This is a genomic window from Psychrobacter sp. JCM 18901 (assembly GCF_000586435.1).
In the GTDB taxonomy this organism is placed as follows: domain Bacteria; phylum Pseudomonadota; class Gammaproteobacteria; order Pseudomonadales; family Moraxellaceae; genus Psychrobacter.
Genome location: NZ_BAWH01000031.1, coordinates 1 through 16,542, shown reverse-complemented (window position 1 = coordinate 16,542; position 16,542 = coordinate 1). Strand labels below are relative to the sequence as shown.

The 16,542-nt window shown below is 42.0% G+C and carries 14 protein-coding genes and 5 pseudogenes; 15 read left to right on the top strand and 4 right to left on the bottom strand.

Annotated elements, in window-relative coordinates; translation table 11 throughout:
- Window positions 1-473: 473 nt before the first annotated feature.
- Complete coding sequence (locus TT11_RS16025; protein WP_102093266.1) at window positions 474-929, bottom strand: Lrp/AsnC family transcriptional regulator; 456 nt, start codon at window positions 927-929, stop codon at window positions 474-476.
- Window positions 930-1,076: 147 nt separating this feature from the next.
- On the opposite strand from TT11_RS16025, the gene TT11_RS16020 reads away from it, so the two are divergent.
- The 7 genes from TT11_RS16020 to TT11_RS15990 all read left to right on the top strand — a co-directional run bounded on the left by TT11_RS16020 (window position 1,077) and on the right by TT11_RS15990 (window position 5,798).
- On the top strand, window positions 1,077-1,565 hold the full coding sequence (locus tag TT11_RS16020; protein WP_261871130.1) for a hypothetical protein: 489 nt from the start codon (window positions 1,077-1,079) through the stop codon (window positions 1,563-1,565).
- Window positions 1,534-1,995, top strand: a complete 462-nt coding sequence (locus tag TT11_RS16015; RefSeq protein WP_261871129.1) for a DMT family transporter — start codon at window positions 1,534-1,536, stop codon at window positions 1,993-1,995. The genes TT11_RS16020 and TT11_RS16015 overlap by 32 nt, the downstream gene beginning before the upstream one ends.
- 18 nt (window positions 1,996-2,013) lie before the next feature.
- Window positions 2,014-3,192, top strand: a complete 1,179-nt coding sequence (locus tag TT11_RS16010; protein ID WP_261871128.1) for an aromatic amino acid transaminase — start codon at window positions 2,014-2,016, stop codon at window positions 3,190-3,192.
- Window positions 3,193-3,195: 3 nt separating this feature from the next.
- Window positions 3,196-3,885, top strand: coding sequence for a glutathione S-transferase family protein (locus tag TT11_RS16005; protein ID WP_370587883.1), 690 nt, complete (start codon window positions 3,196-3,198; stop codon window positions 3,883-3,885).
- A 490-nt stretch (window positions 3,886-4,375) separates the two neighbouring features.
- Window positions 4,376-4,807 (top strand): hypothetical protein, encoded by a 432-nt coding sequence (locus TT11_RS16000; RefSeq protein WP_261871127.1) that lies wholly within the window; start codon window positions 4,376-4,378, stop codon window positions 4,805-4,807.
- Window positions 4,808-5,187: 380 nt separating this feature from the next.
- On the top strand, window positions 5,188-5,520 hold the full coding sequence (locus TT11_RS15995) for a hypothetical protein (RefSeq protein ID WP_261871126.1): 333 nt from the start codon (window positions 5,188-5,190) through the stop codon (window positions 5,518-5,520).
- Between the two features lie 104 nt (window positions 5,521-5,624).
- The gene (locus TT11_RS15990; RefSeq protein WP_261871125.1) at window positions 5,625-5,798 is read left to right on the top strand and encodes a hypothetical protein; all 174 of its coding nucleotides are present in this window, start codon (window positions 5,625-5,627) and stop codon (window positions 5,796-5,798) included.
- Window positions 5,799-6,077: 279 nt separating this feature from the next.
- Here the strand turns inward: TT11_RS15990 and yaaA are convergent.
- A pseudogene (gene yaaA / locus TT11_RS15985) lies at window positions 6,078-6,891 on the bottom strand (peroxide stress protein YaaA).
- A 498-nt stretch (window positions 6,892-7,389) separates the two neighbouring features.
- Here yaaA and TT11_RS15980 point away from each other — a divergent pair.
- The 6 genes and pseudogenes from TT11_RS15980 (at window position 7,390) to TT11_RS15955 (ending at window position 12,163) form a co-directional block, all read left to right on the top strand.
- Window positions 7,390-8,541: pseudogene (locus TT11_RS15980) on the top strand (Re/Si-specific NAD(P)(+) transhydrogenase subunit alpha).
- Window positions 8,542-8,656: 115 nt separating this feature from the next.
- Window positions 8,657-8,977, top strand: a complete 321-nt coding sequence (locus tag TT11_RS15975) for a proton-translocating transhydrogenase family protein (protein WP_261871131.1) — start codon at window positions 8,657-8,659, stop codon at window positions 8,975-8,977.
- 15 nt (window positions 8,978-8,992) lie between these two features.
- Window positions 8,993-10,393: an NAD(P)(+) transhydrogenase (Re/Si-specific) subunit beta gene (locus TT11_RS15970; protein WP_102092432.1), complete on the top strand. Its 1,401-nt coding sequence runs from the start codon at window positions 8,993-8,995 to the stop codon at window positions 10,391-10,393.
- Between the two features lie 278 nt (window positions 10,394-10,671).
- Complete coding sequence (locus TT11_RS15965) at window positions 10,672-11,208, top strand: acyl-CoA thioesterase (protein ID WP_261871124.1); 537 nt, start codon at window positions 10,672-10,674, stop codon at window positions 11,206-11,208.
- A gap of 176 nt (window positions 11,209-11,384) precedes the next feature.
- A complete protein-coding gene (gene iscX, locus TT11_RS15960; protein ID WP_021812734.1) occupies window positions 11,385-11,594 on the top strand; it encodes a Fe-S cluster assembly protein IscX in 210 nt (69 codons plus the stop codon).
- A gap of 65 nt (window positions 11,595-11,659) precedes the next feature.
- Window positions 11,660-12,163, top strand: a complete 504-nt coding sequence (locus TT11_RS15955; protein ID WP_191114814.1) for a GyrI-like domain-containing protein — start codon at window positions 11,660-11,662, stop codon at window positions 12,161-12,163.
- 141 nt (window positions 12,164-12,304) lie between these two features.
- Here TT11_RS15955 and dapE read toward each other — a convergent pair.
- Both dapE and TT11_RS15940 read right to left on the bottom strand, forming a co-directional pair.
- A pseudogene (gene dapE / locus TT11_RS15950) lies at window positions 12,305-13,520 on the bottom strand (succinyl-diaminopimelate desuccinylase).
- 62 nt (window positions 13,521-13,582) lie between these two features.
- Window positions 13,583-14,340: pseudogene (locus TT11_RS15940) on the bottom strand (2OG-Fe(II) oxygenase).
- 141 nt (window positions 14,341-14,481) lie between these two features.
- Between TT11_RS15940 and TT11_RS17550 the strand changes: the two are divergent.
- Both TT11_RS17550 and pssA read left to right on the top strand, forming a co-directional pair.
- Window positions 14,482-15,370, top strand: a pseudogene (locus TT11_RS17550) (23S rRNA (adenine(2030)-N(6))-methyltransferase RlmJ).
- A 26-nt stretch (window positions 15,371-15,396) separates the two neighbouring features.
- Entirely contained in the window at window positions 15,397-16,311 is a 915-nt protein-coding gene (pssA, locus tag TT11_RS15925) for a CDP-diacylglycerol--serine O-phosphatidyltransferase (protein WP_261871120.1), read from the top strand.
- The last annotated feature ends 231 nt before the right edge of the window (window positions 16,312-16,542 follow it).

Here is a 16,542-nt window from a genome sequence, read left to right as displayed (position 1 = left end):
ATTAGAAGATATTAAGTTGACTAATATAAGTCATCCATACATGGACCAGTCATTCAATATGACTGATATGTTCCCGAAAAATATAAGTGCATCTTCCTCAATTATATCTTTGTCACAATCAAGTATGATTTTGAAAGAGGATACTGAGGGCGTAATATTTACTTGTTCAAAAAAATAATTAGATAAAGAACCTCTCTCATGAGCACAAATTATCTATACAAATAAACCTCTAGTTTTAACCCATATAGAAAAACCCTAGCGAGCTGAGCTTACTAGGGTTTTGTTATAAAATTTTAGTCTATTTTAGCTAATGATTACGCATCTGTCGCATTCCTTCTAAAAATCCACGTCTTATCAAAAGATGTTTCTTTGTAATAGCAATATTCTGTCAAATCCAAATAAACTTATTATGGGTCTTGCTACTCACGAATGATCGAGCGAGACATTGTACTGCTAGTCGGTATAAAAAAATCTCAAACAAAAATAGGTAGAGTCGTCTTATTGATTACCTTTCTCACCGATAGATGAGTGTGTATATCTTTTACGCTAGCAAGCTTGTGCAGCTTACGTGTGAACCGCTCATAACCATCGAGATTGGGGCTCACCACTTCTAATAAATAATCATAAGAACCCGATACCACATGTCCATTGATTACCTCGTCCATGTTGGACAGAGCGCGTTCGAAGGCTGCGATAGATTCTTCTTGGTGGCTGTTGAGACTGACCTCCACAAAGAAACTCATCGCAATACCCACTTTGGCTTTGTTTACGTTCGCTTGATAGTTCTCTATATAGCCTTCATCTTCCAAACGTTTGAGGCGTCGCGCGCAAGGAGAAGGCGACAGACCTATACGTTCGGACAGTTCCGCCGTAGATAAACGCGCTTCTTTTTGGAGCACTTCCAAGATATGGCGATCGATTTTGTCCATAATTTACCTTTTGGCTTCTTAAGCCAATAATTTTTATTTAATTAGCATTATCCACCAAATATTTGCAAAATTGCAATGAAGAAATAGAGATAAAAGCGCGTATTTTAATCGATAATTGGTCTTTGTATACCAGCATAAGACACGACTATGAATACGATATTCCATCCCTCATCGCGCAAAAATCCTTTGTTTGTAATGTCGCCACTAACCAAAGGCTATGTGGCGATGAGCGTCGTATTGTTGATTTGGTCAGGATTTGCTTTGACTGTGCGAGCGGTTAGTGCCTCGTCGCTAACTATTGCGGATGTCATGCTCATTCGCTTCAGTGTACCGCTGGTCTTATTGACTCCTTGGGTACTCTCTAGTTGGCATGAAGTCAAAAATATAAGACTGCCAGATATCATGTTTGTTTTACTTGGTGGCGTGCCTTTTCTTTTATTAGCCGCTTTTGGTGCAAGTACGGTACCAGCAGCTTACGTTGGTACTATTTTGACAGGTACGCCAGTCTTCTTTGCCGCAATATTGTCTTTTATTTTTTTATCGTCAACGAATATCATTGAAGAAATTTGCCGCATTGATCCTTATTCTCTTTGGTATCGCTACTATGATTGGCGGGCGTGCACAGTCAATACCTAATAGTCTTCTGTACGGTGTAGGGTTATTGTTGATGGCAAGCCTGATTTGGGCGGGTTATACCTTAGGGTTAAAAAGCACCAAATTGAGTCCAATAGCTATCGCTATCGTGCTTTCTTATACCTCTTTTTTTCTGACATTGATGATGGTTCTGTCTGGTGTGGTGGAGACGAATATAGGGTCTGTATCTTTTGATGAAGCGCTTCCGTTTATCCTAGTACAAGGACTTGGTGTAGGGGTGATATCAACCATTGCGTTTTCTTATGCAGTCAAACAGCTGGGCTCCATTCGTACCTTATTACTTGGCTCTTTATCCCCAGGATTAACTGCCATACTGGCTGCGCTGATACTCAATGAGTCTCTATCAGTCATTATGATATGCGGCATCGTACTCAGTACCATTGGCGTCATCTTGTCCAATAGAGCGAAATAAATTAATTAAGGAAGTATCATGATGTTAAATAATATGCCTATCATCAATGGTGATCCACTGTGGGCATTATTAGGTAGGTTTCGCGCTGACCAGCGTAAACATAAAATAGATTTATTGGTTGGTGTCTATCGAGACGAGCATGGCAATACACCTGTGATGAAAACCGTGCAAGACGCAGAAATACATCTTGCTCATGAAGCTCATTCAAAGGCTTATGGCATGTTATCGGGTAACGCTAATTTTAACCAGCAAATGGCAAAATTTGTACTGGGTGACAGTCCAAGTCTAAAAGACCAGTGCACGATTCAGACGGTTGGAGCATCAGGTGCATTACGACTCATTGCTGATTTAATCGCCACGCTCTCTCCCGATTCAACCGTTTGGATCAGTGACCCTGGCTATATCAATCATCGTCCGCTGATGGAAGGGGCTGGGTTAACGGTTAAGACGTATCCATGGCAAAATAAAAATGGCCAGTTAGACATTGATGCGTGTTTTGCCGAGCTAGAAAAAGCAAAAGAAGGGGACGTACTGCTATTGCATGCGTGCTGCCACAATCCTACGGGTATAGATCCTTCTTTAGAGCAGTGGCAACTGTTTTCTGATAAATGTAAACAGAAAAATATTGTCCCGTTTATTGATATGGCGTATCAAGGCTTTGGAGATGATCCTGATACCGATGCTGCAGGGCTTCGTTTAATGATTGAAGACGCTGACTTTGCATTTATCGCCGCCAGCTGTTCAAAGAACATGGGGCTATACAATGAGCGTACTGGTATTGCCACGGTGATGACGACGAACCATGACCGCCATGCAGATATACAGACACTCTTAGAAACCATCACACGTGCCAACTACTCCATGCCGCCCAATCACGGTGCCGCAGTGGCTTCTTATTTGCTAGATAGCCCAGACGCTTGGTTAGTCGAGCTGGCAAGCTACCGTGATAGGGTAGATGCTATTCGCCAAGCGTTAGGCGCAGCATTAAAAGATAGGGGTGCACCTGCAGAGTTTTTGGACATTTCGTACCAAAAAGGCATGTTTTCTCTATTACCGCTAACAGAAAATCAAATGCTCATACTGCAAGATGAGTTCGCGATTTACGGCATGCCAAATGGCAGAATCAATATTGCCGGTTTGAAAATGACGGAAATCCCTCAACTGGCGGACGCTATCATGTCGATTATTTCACGTTAGAGAATAATTTCTATCGTTCAGTACAATATTTTATCCATTAATCGCCACAGCAAGAAGGACACGACTATTTATACTTTATATTGGGATAAGGGTGGTGCCAATATGGCTACCCATGCTGTCTTTGAGGAGCTAGGCGTTTCTTATGAAATGATAGAAATAGACCTGTCTAAGAACATGCAAAAATCAGCTGAGTATCTAGCCATTAATCCAAATGGCAAAGTACCTACGTTGGTGCATCAGGGACAGGTTATTTATGAGTCTGCTGCAATTTTAATGTATGTGTTAGATCAGCACCCAGAGTCTGGGCTAGCACCTAACACAGGATGCTCTAAGCGCGGTGTCTATTACCAGTATTTGTTTTGGATGTCTTCTACACTACAAGAAGCCGCTAATCACTGGGCACATCCCGAGCAGTACATTAGCGGTGAGCACAATTTGCAGCAAGTGAAAAATAAAGCGAATGATGTACTAATCTACTGCTGGGATATTATTGAAAAGGGATTGGCGAGTCATGGTCCATGGTTATTAGGCGATAAATTAAGTGGGGCTGATTTTCATTTATTTATGATCGCTCACTGGAGTCAGCGATATGCGAGTCGAGCACAGGATTGGACACACCTAGATGCACACTATCAAGCCATGCTGAACCGCGCCTCGATACAGAAAATGATGGCACAAGAAGGATTGTTGTAATCTGTTCATATGTTCAACTAAAAGATATTGGATGACTGGGCTAGAAGCACTGAATGCAATGCTCCTAGTGGCTTCTAGCGATTGTAGTGAATGTATTTTATATCAAGCTACTGATCCGCCGCATCCCTTCTAAACGTCCACGTCTTATCATCAGACGCGTCTTCACAGTAGTAATATCCTGCCAAATCAAACTGCTTTAGCTGTTCAGCCTTTCACTTTATATTGACCATTTTCTCACCTTTCTCGATGAATCGCGTTTCGCTAAAAGTATGATTTTTTCATAAAGTCTATTTGGCTATTAGAAGTGCTGTTATCGAAAAATAGCAGGGCTTTTTTTGTGTCTAATTTATGGTGAGTTTCTTTTAACATATACTACTATATATGTTATTATTTGAATATATAATGGAATGACAATTCAATTAAAAGGAGTTTGGACACGTGTTGCGGGTCAGAATGCGCAAAATATCGTGTGCCATTAAATGTGATCACAATGAAGAAGATTAGGCTTGGAATCCTTGTAGAAGATAAGACCTTGGCGTGGTACAACTTTGAACCACTTAAGTCATTGGTGGATGAAGGAATTGTCGAGGTTTGTATCGCTATTCAACGAAATATAAAACAGAAACGCAGTGTACTAAAGTCTATTCCCCTAATTAATCAAAAAATATTCTCTTCTCTTTCTAGAACTAAGAGTAATGCTAAGCATTATTCTATTCACGACTTATCAAAAAATGGCTCAATGCCTACTATCATGTCTATACCGAAGCAGGGTGAGTACACTGAAGAAATTGAAGATTCAGTGATTGAGAAAATCGAAGCTGCGGATTTAGATTACCTGCTTAATATTGGTTTCAGAGCGCTGACAGGAAAAATTTTAAGTATTACAAAAAAACGGTGTGCTTTTTTTTCATTATGGCAATAATGCGATACAACATGATAAGCCTACGTTATATTGGCAGTTTGCTGAACAATGGGAAAGTAGTGTCGTTACTTTGCAATTATTAAATGAACATCTTAATGTAGATAAAGTAGTAGGGGAAGGTTATGGCACGCTATTTTACTGGGACTATAACTTAACTAAGCGTAAGTCAAATGGGATAGCAGCATCGATATTATATTGGTACTTCCACAGGAATAGAGTTGGAGTTAATACCGGAAAGTCTATTAAGACAACTGACGAACACACGGTTCATCACAAACCTGACTTATCAATGACCATCAAACACTTACCTAGATTCTTAAAATATTATACTGTCAAAACTTTTTATAAGAGTTTTTATCTCAATCAGTGGAGCCTCTTTATTGGATCTGTTGATCAACCAATATATACATATACAGAAATACCGCCTGCGAAAGGCTGCTTTTGGGCTGATCCCTTTTATATTGAACACGACTCAAGACGTTACATATTTTTTTGAAAGCTTGAACTATAAAGAGAATATTGGTCGAATAGAGTGGATAGAACTAAATGAAAACCGTCAAATTATTGACACTGGTTCCGCAGATTTAGGTATTAGCACGCATTTAAGCTTTCCCAATGTGTTTGAGCATAAGGGTGCGGTATATATGATTCCAGAAGCTGCAGATACTTATTGTATCAACTTATTGAAGGCAGTAGATTTTCCCCGAAAGTGAAGAAAGTTAATGATTTAGTTTCGGGCATTCAGGCAGCAGATAGTGCAGTCATAGAGCACAATGGATTATGGTATCTTTTTACAACGCATGGTTCAGTTTCAAATATGACAATAGATTTAGAGCTGCATATCTATACTTCTGACAGCTTAGAATCAGATAATTGGGTCATTCATCCTTGTGCACCATTCAAGATTGATGTGCGTGGCTCACGACTAGCGGGAGCACTATTTCGAAAAAAATGGTCAGCTATTTCGTACTGCTCAGGATGGCACTCTTAGATATGGGCGTAGGATTGCTTTGTATCTAGTAGAAGAGCTAACACCGACGTCTTATAAGGAAACCTTTGTACGTTATATTGAACCAGACTGGGAGACCGACATTGATCGTCTCCATACCTATAATGTTTATAATGAAACAGTAGTACTTGATGTTTCAAGGGATAAGTTGCGTTTTAGAGTATAGGACCTAAAAAATTTAGTGGTTGGAGAATAAAAAACCCATCGTAACTTTCGGCTTATGATGGGTTTTTTTATAATTTTGATTCGTATTATATCAAGCTACTGATGCGCCGTATCTCGTCTAAACGTCCACGTCTTATCATCAGACGCGTCTTCACAGTAGTAATATCCTGCCAAATCAAACTGCTTTAACTGCTCAGCATTGGTCAGCTTCTTATCTGCAGCATATTTGACCATCAGTCCACGGGCTTTTTTGGCATAAAAGCTAATCACTTTATATTGACCATTTTTCTCGTCTTCAAATCGTGGCGTAATGATATCTGCCTTCAATGCTTTTTTTCTTTACCGCCTTAAAGTATTCATTAGAAGCCAAGTTCACTAATACTTTGTCATCGCTATCAGCCATACGCGCATTGATAACATTAGTGACTTCCTCGCCCCAAAACTCATAGAGATTGTCACCGCGCTCATTTTTCAGCTTGGTGCCCATCTCTAAGCGATATGGCTGGATAAGATCGAGTGGCTTGAGTACTCCATACAGCCCAGACAAAATACCTAAGTGCTCATTGACGTAAGTGGCGGTATCTTTGTCCATATGATACATATCAAGTCCAGTATAGACATCACCATCGAACAAATAACCTGCAGGCTTGGCGGCATTGTCAGAGGCGCCGTTAGTAAATGGTTGCGCTTCACTCCAATGCCATTGTTGATTGCGCGTAGCATTAAGCTGAGCCAAATCGTCAGATATACTCATCAATTCTTGTAGGTCAACAGGCTCTTTTGACTTTAATACTTTCATCAATTCTTGTGAGCGTTCGATTAACTCGGGTTGACTATAATAATTACCTAAATTTAGTGGTATAGCGTCTGTTTCGTTCAAGGATTTGGCAGGGGAGAGCAAAAAATACATGGTTATTCCTTATTATAATGAATCGATGACGGGTTTTTTCGAGTGTCAAGTATTCTTATTATACGGTATGCATGGGTGGAACTTGACTTCACCTTGCTTATTTTATGTTTATTGACGTTATTTGTTTAATAAAAGAACGGATTTAACATTAGGAAATAAATGGAGTTAGGCCTGTATCTATAAGGGTTAAGCATTTTTTTGGAAAAATAAAAGGCTTTAATATACCAACAAAAAGTATGCCAATGGTGTAAATACCTAAATTTTTATTTTACTTGTGGGTCATCATTAGACAATGAAACTTGACGAACGATATCTCTATAATAAAAAGGCATGATGGTAAAGTAGCTATCATTTATTAAATTGATAACCTTTGATCGCTGTAATGGATTAATCATGATCAAAGGGTTTTGTCCCCTGTGCTTTTTAGATGTGCGTTGAGGGTATTAAAGGTAGTCGTGAGACGTAAATATAGTCATTGGACGTAAGTAAGGAGACGGTATGAAAATCGGTGTAATCAGTGCAGATATCACGAGCGAGAGCCGTGTAGCCATAACCCCAGACGCAGTCAAAAAAATTGCGTAAACTTGGGTTTGAAGTCGTCGTTCAGTCAGGTGCAGGCCAAGCAGCATATTATGCTGATGAGTTGTATCAGGCTGCGGGTGCCGACATTGCCAGTAGTCGTACCGAGGTGATTACCCAGTCTAAGATTATTACCACCGTCAATGACCTACCAGCGGAAGCCACTGAGAGCTTATCGTCTGGTCAGATCGTCATTGGCATGCTCGACCCGTATCGCAACACTCAGCTTGACACTTATGCAGCCAAAGGCGCGACAGTATTTGCGATGGAGTTATTGCCTCGCACATTGTCACGTGCACAAAATATGGATGTATTGTCATCACAAGCCAACCTTGCTGGTTATAAAGCCGTATTGCTCGCGGCCAATGAGTATTCACGTCCTTTTCCGATGTTTATGACGTCGCAGGTACGGTTAAGCCAGCCAAAGTCGTTATCCTAGGTGTTGGTGTTGCAGGTCTGCAAGCGATTGCGACAGCCAAGCGTTTGGGTGCAGTGGTAGAAGCCAGTGACCTACGTCCAACCGCTCGCGAGCAAGTAGAGTCACTCGGTGGTAAATGGCTTGATGTGCCGATGAGCGCAGAGGAGGCTGAAACAGCTAAGTCTACCGGTGGTTATGCATGGACACCATCAGAGCAATATGTCAAAGATCAAGCAGCTGTCGTAGATAAAGCATTGAGCAATGCTGACATCGTTATTACCACGGCGCAGATTCCTGGTCGTAATGCTCCGCGTCTGGTACATGGCGCAACGCTTGCCAAAATGAAGGCAGGTTCTGTACTGATCGATATGGCGGCTGGTACCGGTGGTAACGTCGAAGGCAGTGTGCCTAACGAAACCATCACCACAGACAACGGCGTGCGTATCGTTGGCGCGGCCAATATCCCTTCACAGCTCGCCGCACAGTCTTCAGATTTGTATGCCAATAACCTTGTTAACTTTATTACGACATTGATTGCACCTGCTGGCGATGACGCATCAGCTAGCTTGGCACTTAACTTAGACATGGAAGACGAGATTCAGGGCGCACTGGCAGTGACACATGACAGTCAGGTACGACTGGCCAAACGCTAGTTTGAATAGTCTATTACCACATATTTTGTCACTACACATTTGCCAGTAATGAATAAATTTTTAGGAGGATTAGATGATTGCCACTATTTTAGCTGCAGCGCCAGCCGGTGCGGCCATGAGTAGCACACCATTTGTAGCGATTTTCACTGTATTTGTGCTCGCTATTTTTGTCGGATACTACGTGGTTTGGGGCGTTACGCCTGCATTGCATACGCCATTGATGGCGGTAACCAACGCTTTATCAAGTATCGTCATCGTGGGTGCGATGCTACAAACCGTCACGATTGATGGTTCAATGTTTACACCGACCAGTTTGCTTGGTGCCTTTGCGGTATTTTTAGCCAGTATCAATATCTTTGGTGGCTTTGCCGTGACTGAGCGTATGCTTGCGATGTTCAAACCGAAAGTGAAAAAAAGCACCAGTAGCAACCACTGATGCCGGAGGTGACGCATGAACGACTTCTCAACAATGATTGCGGCAAATGCAGATTGGTTCTATCTAGTCGGCGCTATTCTCTTTGTCTTAACGTTACGTGGTTTGTCTAGTCCAAAGACAGCGATTCGCGGCAACCGTTTTGGTATGGCAGCGATGGCAATTGCCGTTGTGACAACCTTCTTTTTAGCAGAAGGCCCTGTGCTTTGGTTGATCATCGGTGCGATGGTGTTGGGTGCTCTCGTTGGTATGTGGAAAGCGAAAACAGTCGCAATGACCCAGATGCCAGAAACAGTAGCTTTGATGCATTCATTCGTCGGTTTGGCAGCGGTTGCGATTGCACTTGCGACGGTATTACACACTGAACAGCAGCATGGTGCCGTTGCCCGCATCGAGCTATTTATCGGTTGCTTCATCGGTGCAATTACGTTCTCAGCTTCAGTCTTTGCCTTTGGTAAATTGGCAGCGAAAAGCTGGGCAAAAACATTGGTTGGTGGTTGGGTAAAACCGGTCCAAGCGCTACTATTCATTGCAATGATTGGTTTCGGCGGGGTGTATTTCGTCACTGACTCATTACCGGCATTTTATGCGATGGCAGTGATTGCGGTTATCTTTGGTTGGATGTGGATTGCGCCAATCGGTGGCGGTGACATGCCAGTAGTTGTATCACTACTGAACTCATTCTCAGGTTGGGCAGCAGCAGGTATTGGTTTTACCCTTGGCAACTCGATGCTGATTATCGCAGGTTCGCTGGTCGGTTCATCAGGTGCGATCTTGTCTTACATCATGTGTAAAGCCATGAACCGATCACTACTTAATGTCTTGTTTGGTGGTATGGGCACGTCAGCTGTGGCCGCAGGCGGCGATGATGGTGCACCGAAAAACTACAAAGCAGGCTCAGCAGAAGATGCAGGATTCCTCATGTCTAATGCTAGCAGCGTAGTCATCGTACCAGGTTATGGTATGGCACAGGGCCGCGCACAGAATGCAGTAAAAGAGCTATATGAGCTATTAAAAGAAGAAGGTGTGAATGTTCGCTTTGCTATCCATCCAGTTGCTGGTCGTATGCCAGGTCACATGAACGTCCTATTGGCTGAAGCTGATGTACCTTATGATGACATTTTAGAAATGGACGAGATTAACTCAGACTTTGCGAGTACAGATGTAGTCTTGGTTATCGGCGCAAACGACGTTGTGAATCCATCTGCGAAAGATGATCCTACCTCGCCAATCTTCGGTATGCCGATTCTAGAAGTCAGCAAAGCCCAGACGGTTATGGTCATTAAGCGTTCAATGAGTACCGGTTATGCAGGTCTTGATAACAGCTTGTTCTACATGGACAAAACCATGATGATCTTTGGTGATGCTAAGAAAATGGTAGAAGAGATGGTACGTACTATCAATGGCGGCGGTCATTAATCTCTAAGCTATGTTTTTAACCATTATTATTTGCAGATAAGTTTTAGATAAAGAAAAGTCACTGAGGTGGCTTTTTTTGCGTTAAAGTGGACGGCATTTATGAGCCGACTATAGACTGATGTTTTTCCAATTACGGTCAGTGTTCAATGATCACAAAATTAACTGTGCTTTGTGTACTCACTATACGATTTACGATTAATTAACCTTTTAACCCATCTGAACTGCTTCAACGATAGACGATTACCAATTATAAATACGATGAAATAAGAGAAAGATTTATGAATATGCTACTGCGTTTTTTTATTATGGTTAGTTTACTTAAACAACAGCTCAAGCATCAATCGACGAGTGAGACTATCAGTCTAGAGACGTTGACTGCACCGACCGTTCGCCATTATCGAATTTTGCCACACGATATGGGATTTCGCGATCATTTGCCCAATTATCGTTATTTGTCATTTATTGAGCTAAACGTGACACGCTGGGTAAAGGCGTGCTGTCACGAAAAAGGTATTAAGCCGCTCAATTGGGTGATTGCCATGCAAGAGATGATTTATCTTAAGCAAATTAAATTTTTGGATAAAATGACACTTAGCAGTGCAGTCGCAGGATGGGATCATAAATATGTGTATTTTGAGCATCGGTTTTTTGTCAAAAATCAGCTGATGGGTGTTGGTATGACTAAGTTTGTTTTTACAGATAGTAAAGGTATGCGCACACCAGAAGTATTAGATATGATGGGCGAGCAATTGACAGATACGATTAACACATGGAATGAGCACCAAGTCGCAGTAAAATCGACTAAATCAGCCTAGGCCATATCGCAAAATAGTCTTGAAACCCAGTATTGGAAAACAACATCGTAAAATAACTTGGCTATAATCATTTGCTGAATTTTGGTAGGATAGAGCCCATCAAGTCGTCAGTATTAGGACGATGGCATCGTTTTCAAAATGATGATTCTCAAAACGACTAAAAATAAGGTACCGTTATGACCCCACAAAAATTAAAATGGACAGACAGCTTAGATATTGCGATTGAGCTTTATGAAAAATTTCCAGAAACAGATCCGCAGTATATTCGTTTTACTGATTTGCATCGCTGGGTAACTGAGCTTGAAGGCTTTGATGATGATCCACAAAAATCAAATGAAGGCATCTTAGAAGCCATTCAAATGAATTGGATTGATGAAGCAGATTAATCGATTTGATCTGTCAGCATTGCTATAAATAGAAAACTAAATAAACAGACAGAAAAGGCCGCATCATGACCTCACAAATTAAAGAGCTACCAGAAGCGATAGCTTGTCGCGGTATCAGCGTTCGTACCACTAATAACGCTGAGATAAGCCATGACACTGCCAAACTTGGTAGATTATGGCAAAAGTTTTATCAAAATCACGCGGGTGAACTCCCTGAGGGTGAAGACATTTATGGTGTCTATCACAACTATGAAAGCGATGATCTGGCAGGGGCGTTTGACGTTGTGGCCAGTTGGAAAGTAGCCAGCGAGCAAGATGCACAATCAGAAAGCGACAGTGTGGCTAATGCTAGTAATGTAGTGACGGTTGATATTCCTGCAGGAAAGTACTTGGTATTTTCTGAAGAAGGTTACATGCCTAACACTGTGATGAATGCATGGGAAAGTGCTTGGGAGTATTTCAATGCACCAGATTGCGAGCATACCCGCACTTTCAATGTAGACTTTGAGCATTATATCGGTGGTAACTTAGAATACGGTCAAGTTGATGTCTATATTGGTATCGAGTAAAGCTAGTAATTGGCTTAAGTAATTTAAGCCGATCAAGCCATTTTCGATAAAGTAATGACAAAAAAAGCGCTAACCTAAATCAGGTAGCGCTTTTTCTTTGAGTGGATGTCATCAATTAGACAGGCGCAATTAATACTACATTCAATCTAGCAACAAATTTTCCAAAATACCTTCGTAAATTTGGGCAAGCTTCCTAGATCATCGACTTCTACTTTTTCATCTACTTGATGAATCGTCGCATTACGCACACCCAGTTCGACCACTTGGGCACCAGTTGGCGCGATGAAACGTCCATCGGAAGTACCACCAGAAGTAGATAGCGTTGTATCGACATCGGTCACTTTTTTTGATGGCATTTTGGCATGCTGAGACCAGTTTTCCTTCAGGGTCAAAAACGGCTGACCCGATAATTTCCAATGTATATCGTAGCTCGCTTTACTGTTGGTAAAGTGCTTATCAAAAATAGCATGCGTCTTTGCCTTTAGTTCATCTTCAGTGGTCTCAGTTGAAAAACGGAAGTTAAAGACCACATTTAGCGTTTCAGGAATGACATTGGTTGCGCCAGTGCCTCCATTGATGTTTGATATTTGCAATGACGTGGCTGGGAAGTAGTCATTGCCGTTGTCCCATGCGGTAGACGTCAGTTCAGCAAGGGCGGACATCGCTGCATGAATCGGATTAGATGCTAGATGTGGATAGGCGACATGGCCTTGTTTACCTGTAACGGTAAGCTCTGCGCCTAGCGAGCCACGACGACCATTTTTGATGATATCGCCTAACGTATCGGTACTTGATGGCTCACCAACGAGACAATAAGTGATTTTTTTCTTGACGTGCCTCTAAAGTCTCGATCACTTTGACCGTACCATTAATTGACGGGCCTTCTTCATCTGAAGTGATTAAAAAAGCAATTGAGCCATTGTGCTCAGGGTGATTGGCGACGAAACGTTCGGCTGCAACAGTAAAAGCTGCAATACCAGTTTTCATATCGGCGGCACCGCGTGCCCATAGATATCCATCAGCAATGGTTGGGGTAAACGGAGGGTAGGTCCAGTTTTTCTCATCACCCGTGGCACGACGTCAGTATGACCAGCAAAACAAATCACTGGATCGGTAGTACGCGACGTGCCCACAAGTTTTTGACTTCAGCATGTTCACCGCTTTGTTTTCTATCACCGAAATACATAAACTCGCAATCAAAGCCTGCTTGTTCTAACCGTGCTGACAACATATCTTGGCAACCATCGTCATCGGGCGTCACTGAAGGACGCTCTAACAGTGCAATGCTCAAGTCTAATGTTTCTTGCTGATGAGTCGTATGTTGAGATACGTTTGATTGGTTATGAGAGTCAGACATGAATAAGCCTTTTGTATAATAAATTAAAATGGTAAATATAAATAAAGAGTAGAGGATAAATGCTAAATGGCTACTTCGACAAAGGGTACAAGACCATCACGGCGCATCCAAGTAGCGATAGAGTAGCGTTGGCGATGCGCAATTTGTACTTGATGACGTAAATCGCTATCGAAAATAATCAGTCTATTGGCAACTGGAATCACTTCATGGTGCGTGCCATGTTTGTCAACGACCTCTAGTGCACCGCCATCGGCTGCTTCCCAATTATTATTGAGATAAAAAAAACCGCCGAGATAACACGTTCATCACGTCCAGCAGGATTGTCACTGTGCCATTGATAGCCAAAACCAGTCGGATAGCACGCATAATGCGCTTCGCTATGGCGAATACCAGCAAATAAACTACGATTGAATAGCGAGGCCAAAGCATTGATGCTTTGTAGATAGTAATAGCCTGCAAAAAAGTATTCAGTAATCCAGCGTATTCTATCACCGCGAATATCACTGATGCGAACACCAGCGGTCAGCTCTGCATCACGATAGTCAATAAAACCGCTTTCTGCTTGTAGTGCTAATAAGGCAGTACTATTGAATACATCGTCAATGATGAGCCAGCCGTCAGTGACAAAGGTATCAAGCTGTTTATCCGTCAGCTTATCTTCCCAGTTAACCGCAAAGTCAGACATTTGCAATACGTGCTGAGTAGGAATTTCTTGGCTATCACTATGAGTATCTGGCAGCAGTAATGGTGGATTATCCTGACCTATCGGATGATCAACGACCAACGCTGTCTTGTTAAGGTTGCTAATAATCTGCGTCATTTCATCTCATTATTATCAATCAGCTGTCAATATACCGTCATTCAATACGTTTTTATTGAAAGCACTTACTAAAACCACATTATCTTTTACTCTGCCTATGCTACCATAGATGCAATTTTTCTTATTTAAACTTTTGAGATTATGAACTATAAACACGCCTACCACGCTGGTAACTTTGCTGATGTGGTTAAACACATTTTATTGGTACAACTGCTTAATCAACTGGGGCAGAAAAACAAACCGTTTTATGTGCTTGACGCTTATGGCGGTCGTGGACTGTATTCACTAAGCAGTGAAGAAGCGCGCAAAACAGGTGAGGCAAAAGGCGGTATTCAAGCTTTTCTAAAAGCAGATACCGAAAAGGCACCAGCTGCTGTCAAAGATTATATGGAAGGCATCAAGCAAGCCAAATTCACTTACGACAATAAAGTCTATCCTGGTTCGCCATGGTGGGTGGCCCATCACGTCGAAAAAAACCGCCGCTAAAAAGCCTGATGCTGGCGTGCGTGCTGAGGCTTTTGAAGCCAAAGCGACTGAATACGATGCGTTGAACTATCAGCTACATAAGTTGCCAATTGGTATCCAGCATCGTGATGCTTTTGAAGGTATTACCGCTGTTATTCCACCAAAAGAAAAGCGCGGTTTGATTTTCCTTGATCCTCCTTATGAGCAAGAGCACAAAGATTTTACGCGCCTGATCGATTTATTAGTCGCGGCTTATAACAAATGGCCACAGGGCACTTATGCGCTTTGGTTCCCAATCAAAAACATCGAAGCCGTAGAGCTCTTCTATAAAAAGCTCAAACGTACTGAAATGAGACGTCAGCTGGTTTGTGAGCTAAACATTTATCCTAATGATGTTGCGGTTGGTCTGAACGGTACAGGTCTACTGGTTATCAATCCGCCATGGCAGTTTGATAACCATGCACGTGAGATATTACGTTTCTTACAGCCAGTACTAAAAGTAGAAGACGCGCCAAACTTGACGCCTGATAGTGCGACCAATGTGCGCTGGCTCGTCGGCGAATAGCAATAACGGCCAATAAGGATATTAAGATGACGACTCAGCCACCTATCGGCCAGCCGAATAATGCACCTGTGAACAATGCGTCCTTAAACGACGGCTCGCTGCAAGATAATGCAGCGACACAGCCACCGTTTATTGATGAGCACGAGTTTAATATCCGCCTAGCGGATAACGACAGCTATGATGGTTTGACGTTTGAGGTGATTGAAGCTGAAGTCGCCGAAGGTAAGCGAGTGGTTAGTCGCGGTGTTTATTTGGCACCCAATCTGATCACTACCTTATCGCTACTGTCAGGCTTTTACTCGATTTTGGCGAGTACGCAAGGCGAGTTCTATAAGGCAGCTTTGGCTATCTTTTTATCCGCTATTCTTGATGGCGCAGATGGACGTGTCGCACGTATGCTCAATGCGCAAAGTCCATTTGGTGAGCAATACGACTCTTTAGCAGATATGCTAGCGTTTGGCGTTGCCCCTGCTATTTTGATTTATAGCTTTGCTTTAGAGCCGTTAGGTCGTATCGGCATTGGCTGTGCGTTTGTCTTTACCGCTTGTGCTGCTTTTCGCCTTGCACGCTTTAATGTTCAGGTTGGCATTGTCGATAAAAAGTACTTTGTTGGTTTGGCCAGTCCACTGGCTGCTATATTGGTGACGTCCGCTGTGATGGTTGCAGCCGATCATAACGAGTGGATTGGTAAATACGATACAGCCGTCATGCTATTGTTTGCAGCTTGGGTCGTGACTTGCGGTCTACTGATGGTCAGCAATGTCAAATACTATAGCTTTAAAGAATTTGATAAAAAGAAAGTGCCTTTTGTAGTGCTTATCATTGGGGTGCTAGTCATGAGCATCGTGCTCTATGATATTCCTGTTGGTATCTTAGCGATCGGTATTATTTATGCGTTATCAGGTATCGTGCCTACGATTAAAATGAAAGTGAAAAGCTAGATACTGTATTTAGATTTTATATAAGGGAACTTACCGTCAGGTAAGTTCCTTTTTTTACACACTCTATATACTGCTGAAGTACACCAGCCCATATAAAAAAAGCTAAATCTATAGATATAAAAGACAGTATTTAAATTTTGATAGCGATAACAATAGGTTAGGTAAATAGAGTATTGCTGATAGAAAATAACTGAGATTATTTATAGAGTTTCCTTGTTTTCTATCTAAACT

Excerpts from the sequence above, each read along its gene's own strand:
- TT11_RS16025 (WP_102093266.1), bottom strand. The coding sequence starts at position 929 with ATGGACAAAATCGATCGCCATATCTTGGAAGTGCTCCAAAAAGAAGCG.
- TT11_RS16020 (WP_261871130.1), top strand. The coding sequence starts at position 1,077 with ATGAATACGATATTCCATCCCTCATCGCGCAAAAATCCTTTGTTTGTA.
- TT11_RS16015 (WP_261871129.1), top strand. The coding sequence starts at position 1,534 with ATGATTGGCGGGCGTGCACAGTCAATACCTAATAGTCTTCTGTACGGT.
- TT11_RS16010 (WP_261871128.1), top strand. The coding sequence starts at position 2,014 with ATGATGTTAAATAATATGCCTATCATCAATGGTGATCCACTGTGGGCA.
- TT11_RS16000 (WP_261871127.1), top strand. The coding sequence starts at position 4,376 with ATGAAGAAGATTAGGCTTGGAATCCTTGTAGAAGATAAGACCTTGGCG.
- TT11_RS15990 (WP_261871125.1), top strand. The coding sequence starts at position 5,625 with ATGACAATAGATTTAGAGCTGCATATCTATACTTCTGACAGCTTAGAA.
- TT11_RS15975 (WP_261871131.1), top strand. The coding sequence starts at position 8,657 with ATGAGTAGCACACCATTTGTAGCGATTTTCACTGTATTTGTGCTCGCT.
- TT11_RS15970 (WP_102092432.1), top strand. The coding sequence starts at position 8,993 with ATGAACGACTTCTCAACAATGATTGCGGCAAATGCAGATTGGTTCTAT.
- TT11_RS15965 (WP_261871124.1), top strand. The coding sequence starts at position 10,672 with ATGAATATGCTACTGCGTTTTTTTATTATGGTTAGTTTACTTAAACAA.
- iscX (WP_021812734.1), top strand. The coding sequence starts at position 11,385 with ATGACCCCACAAAAATTAAAATGGACAGACAGCTTAGATATTGCGATT.
- TT11_RS15955 (WP_191114814.1), top strand. The coding sequence starts at position 11,660 with ATGACCTCACAAATTAAAGAGCTACCAGAAGCGATAGCTTGTCGCGGT.
- pssA (WP_261871120.1), top strand. The coding sequence starts at position 15,397 with ATGACGACTCAGCCACCTATCGGCCAGCCGAATAATGCACCTGTGAAC.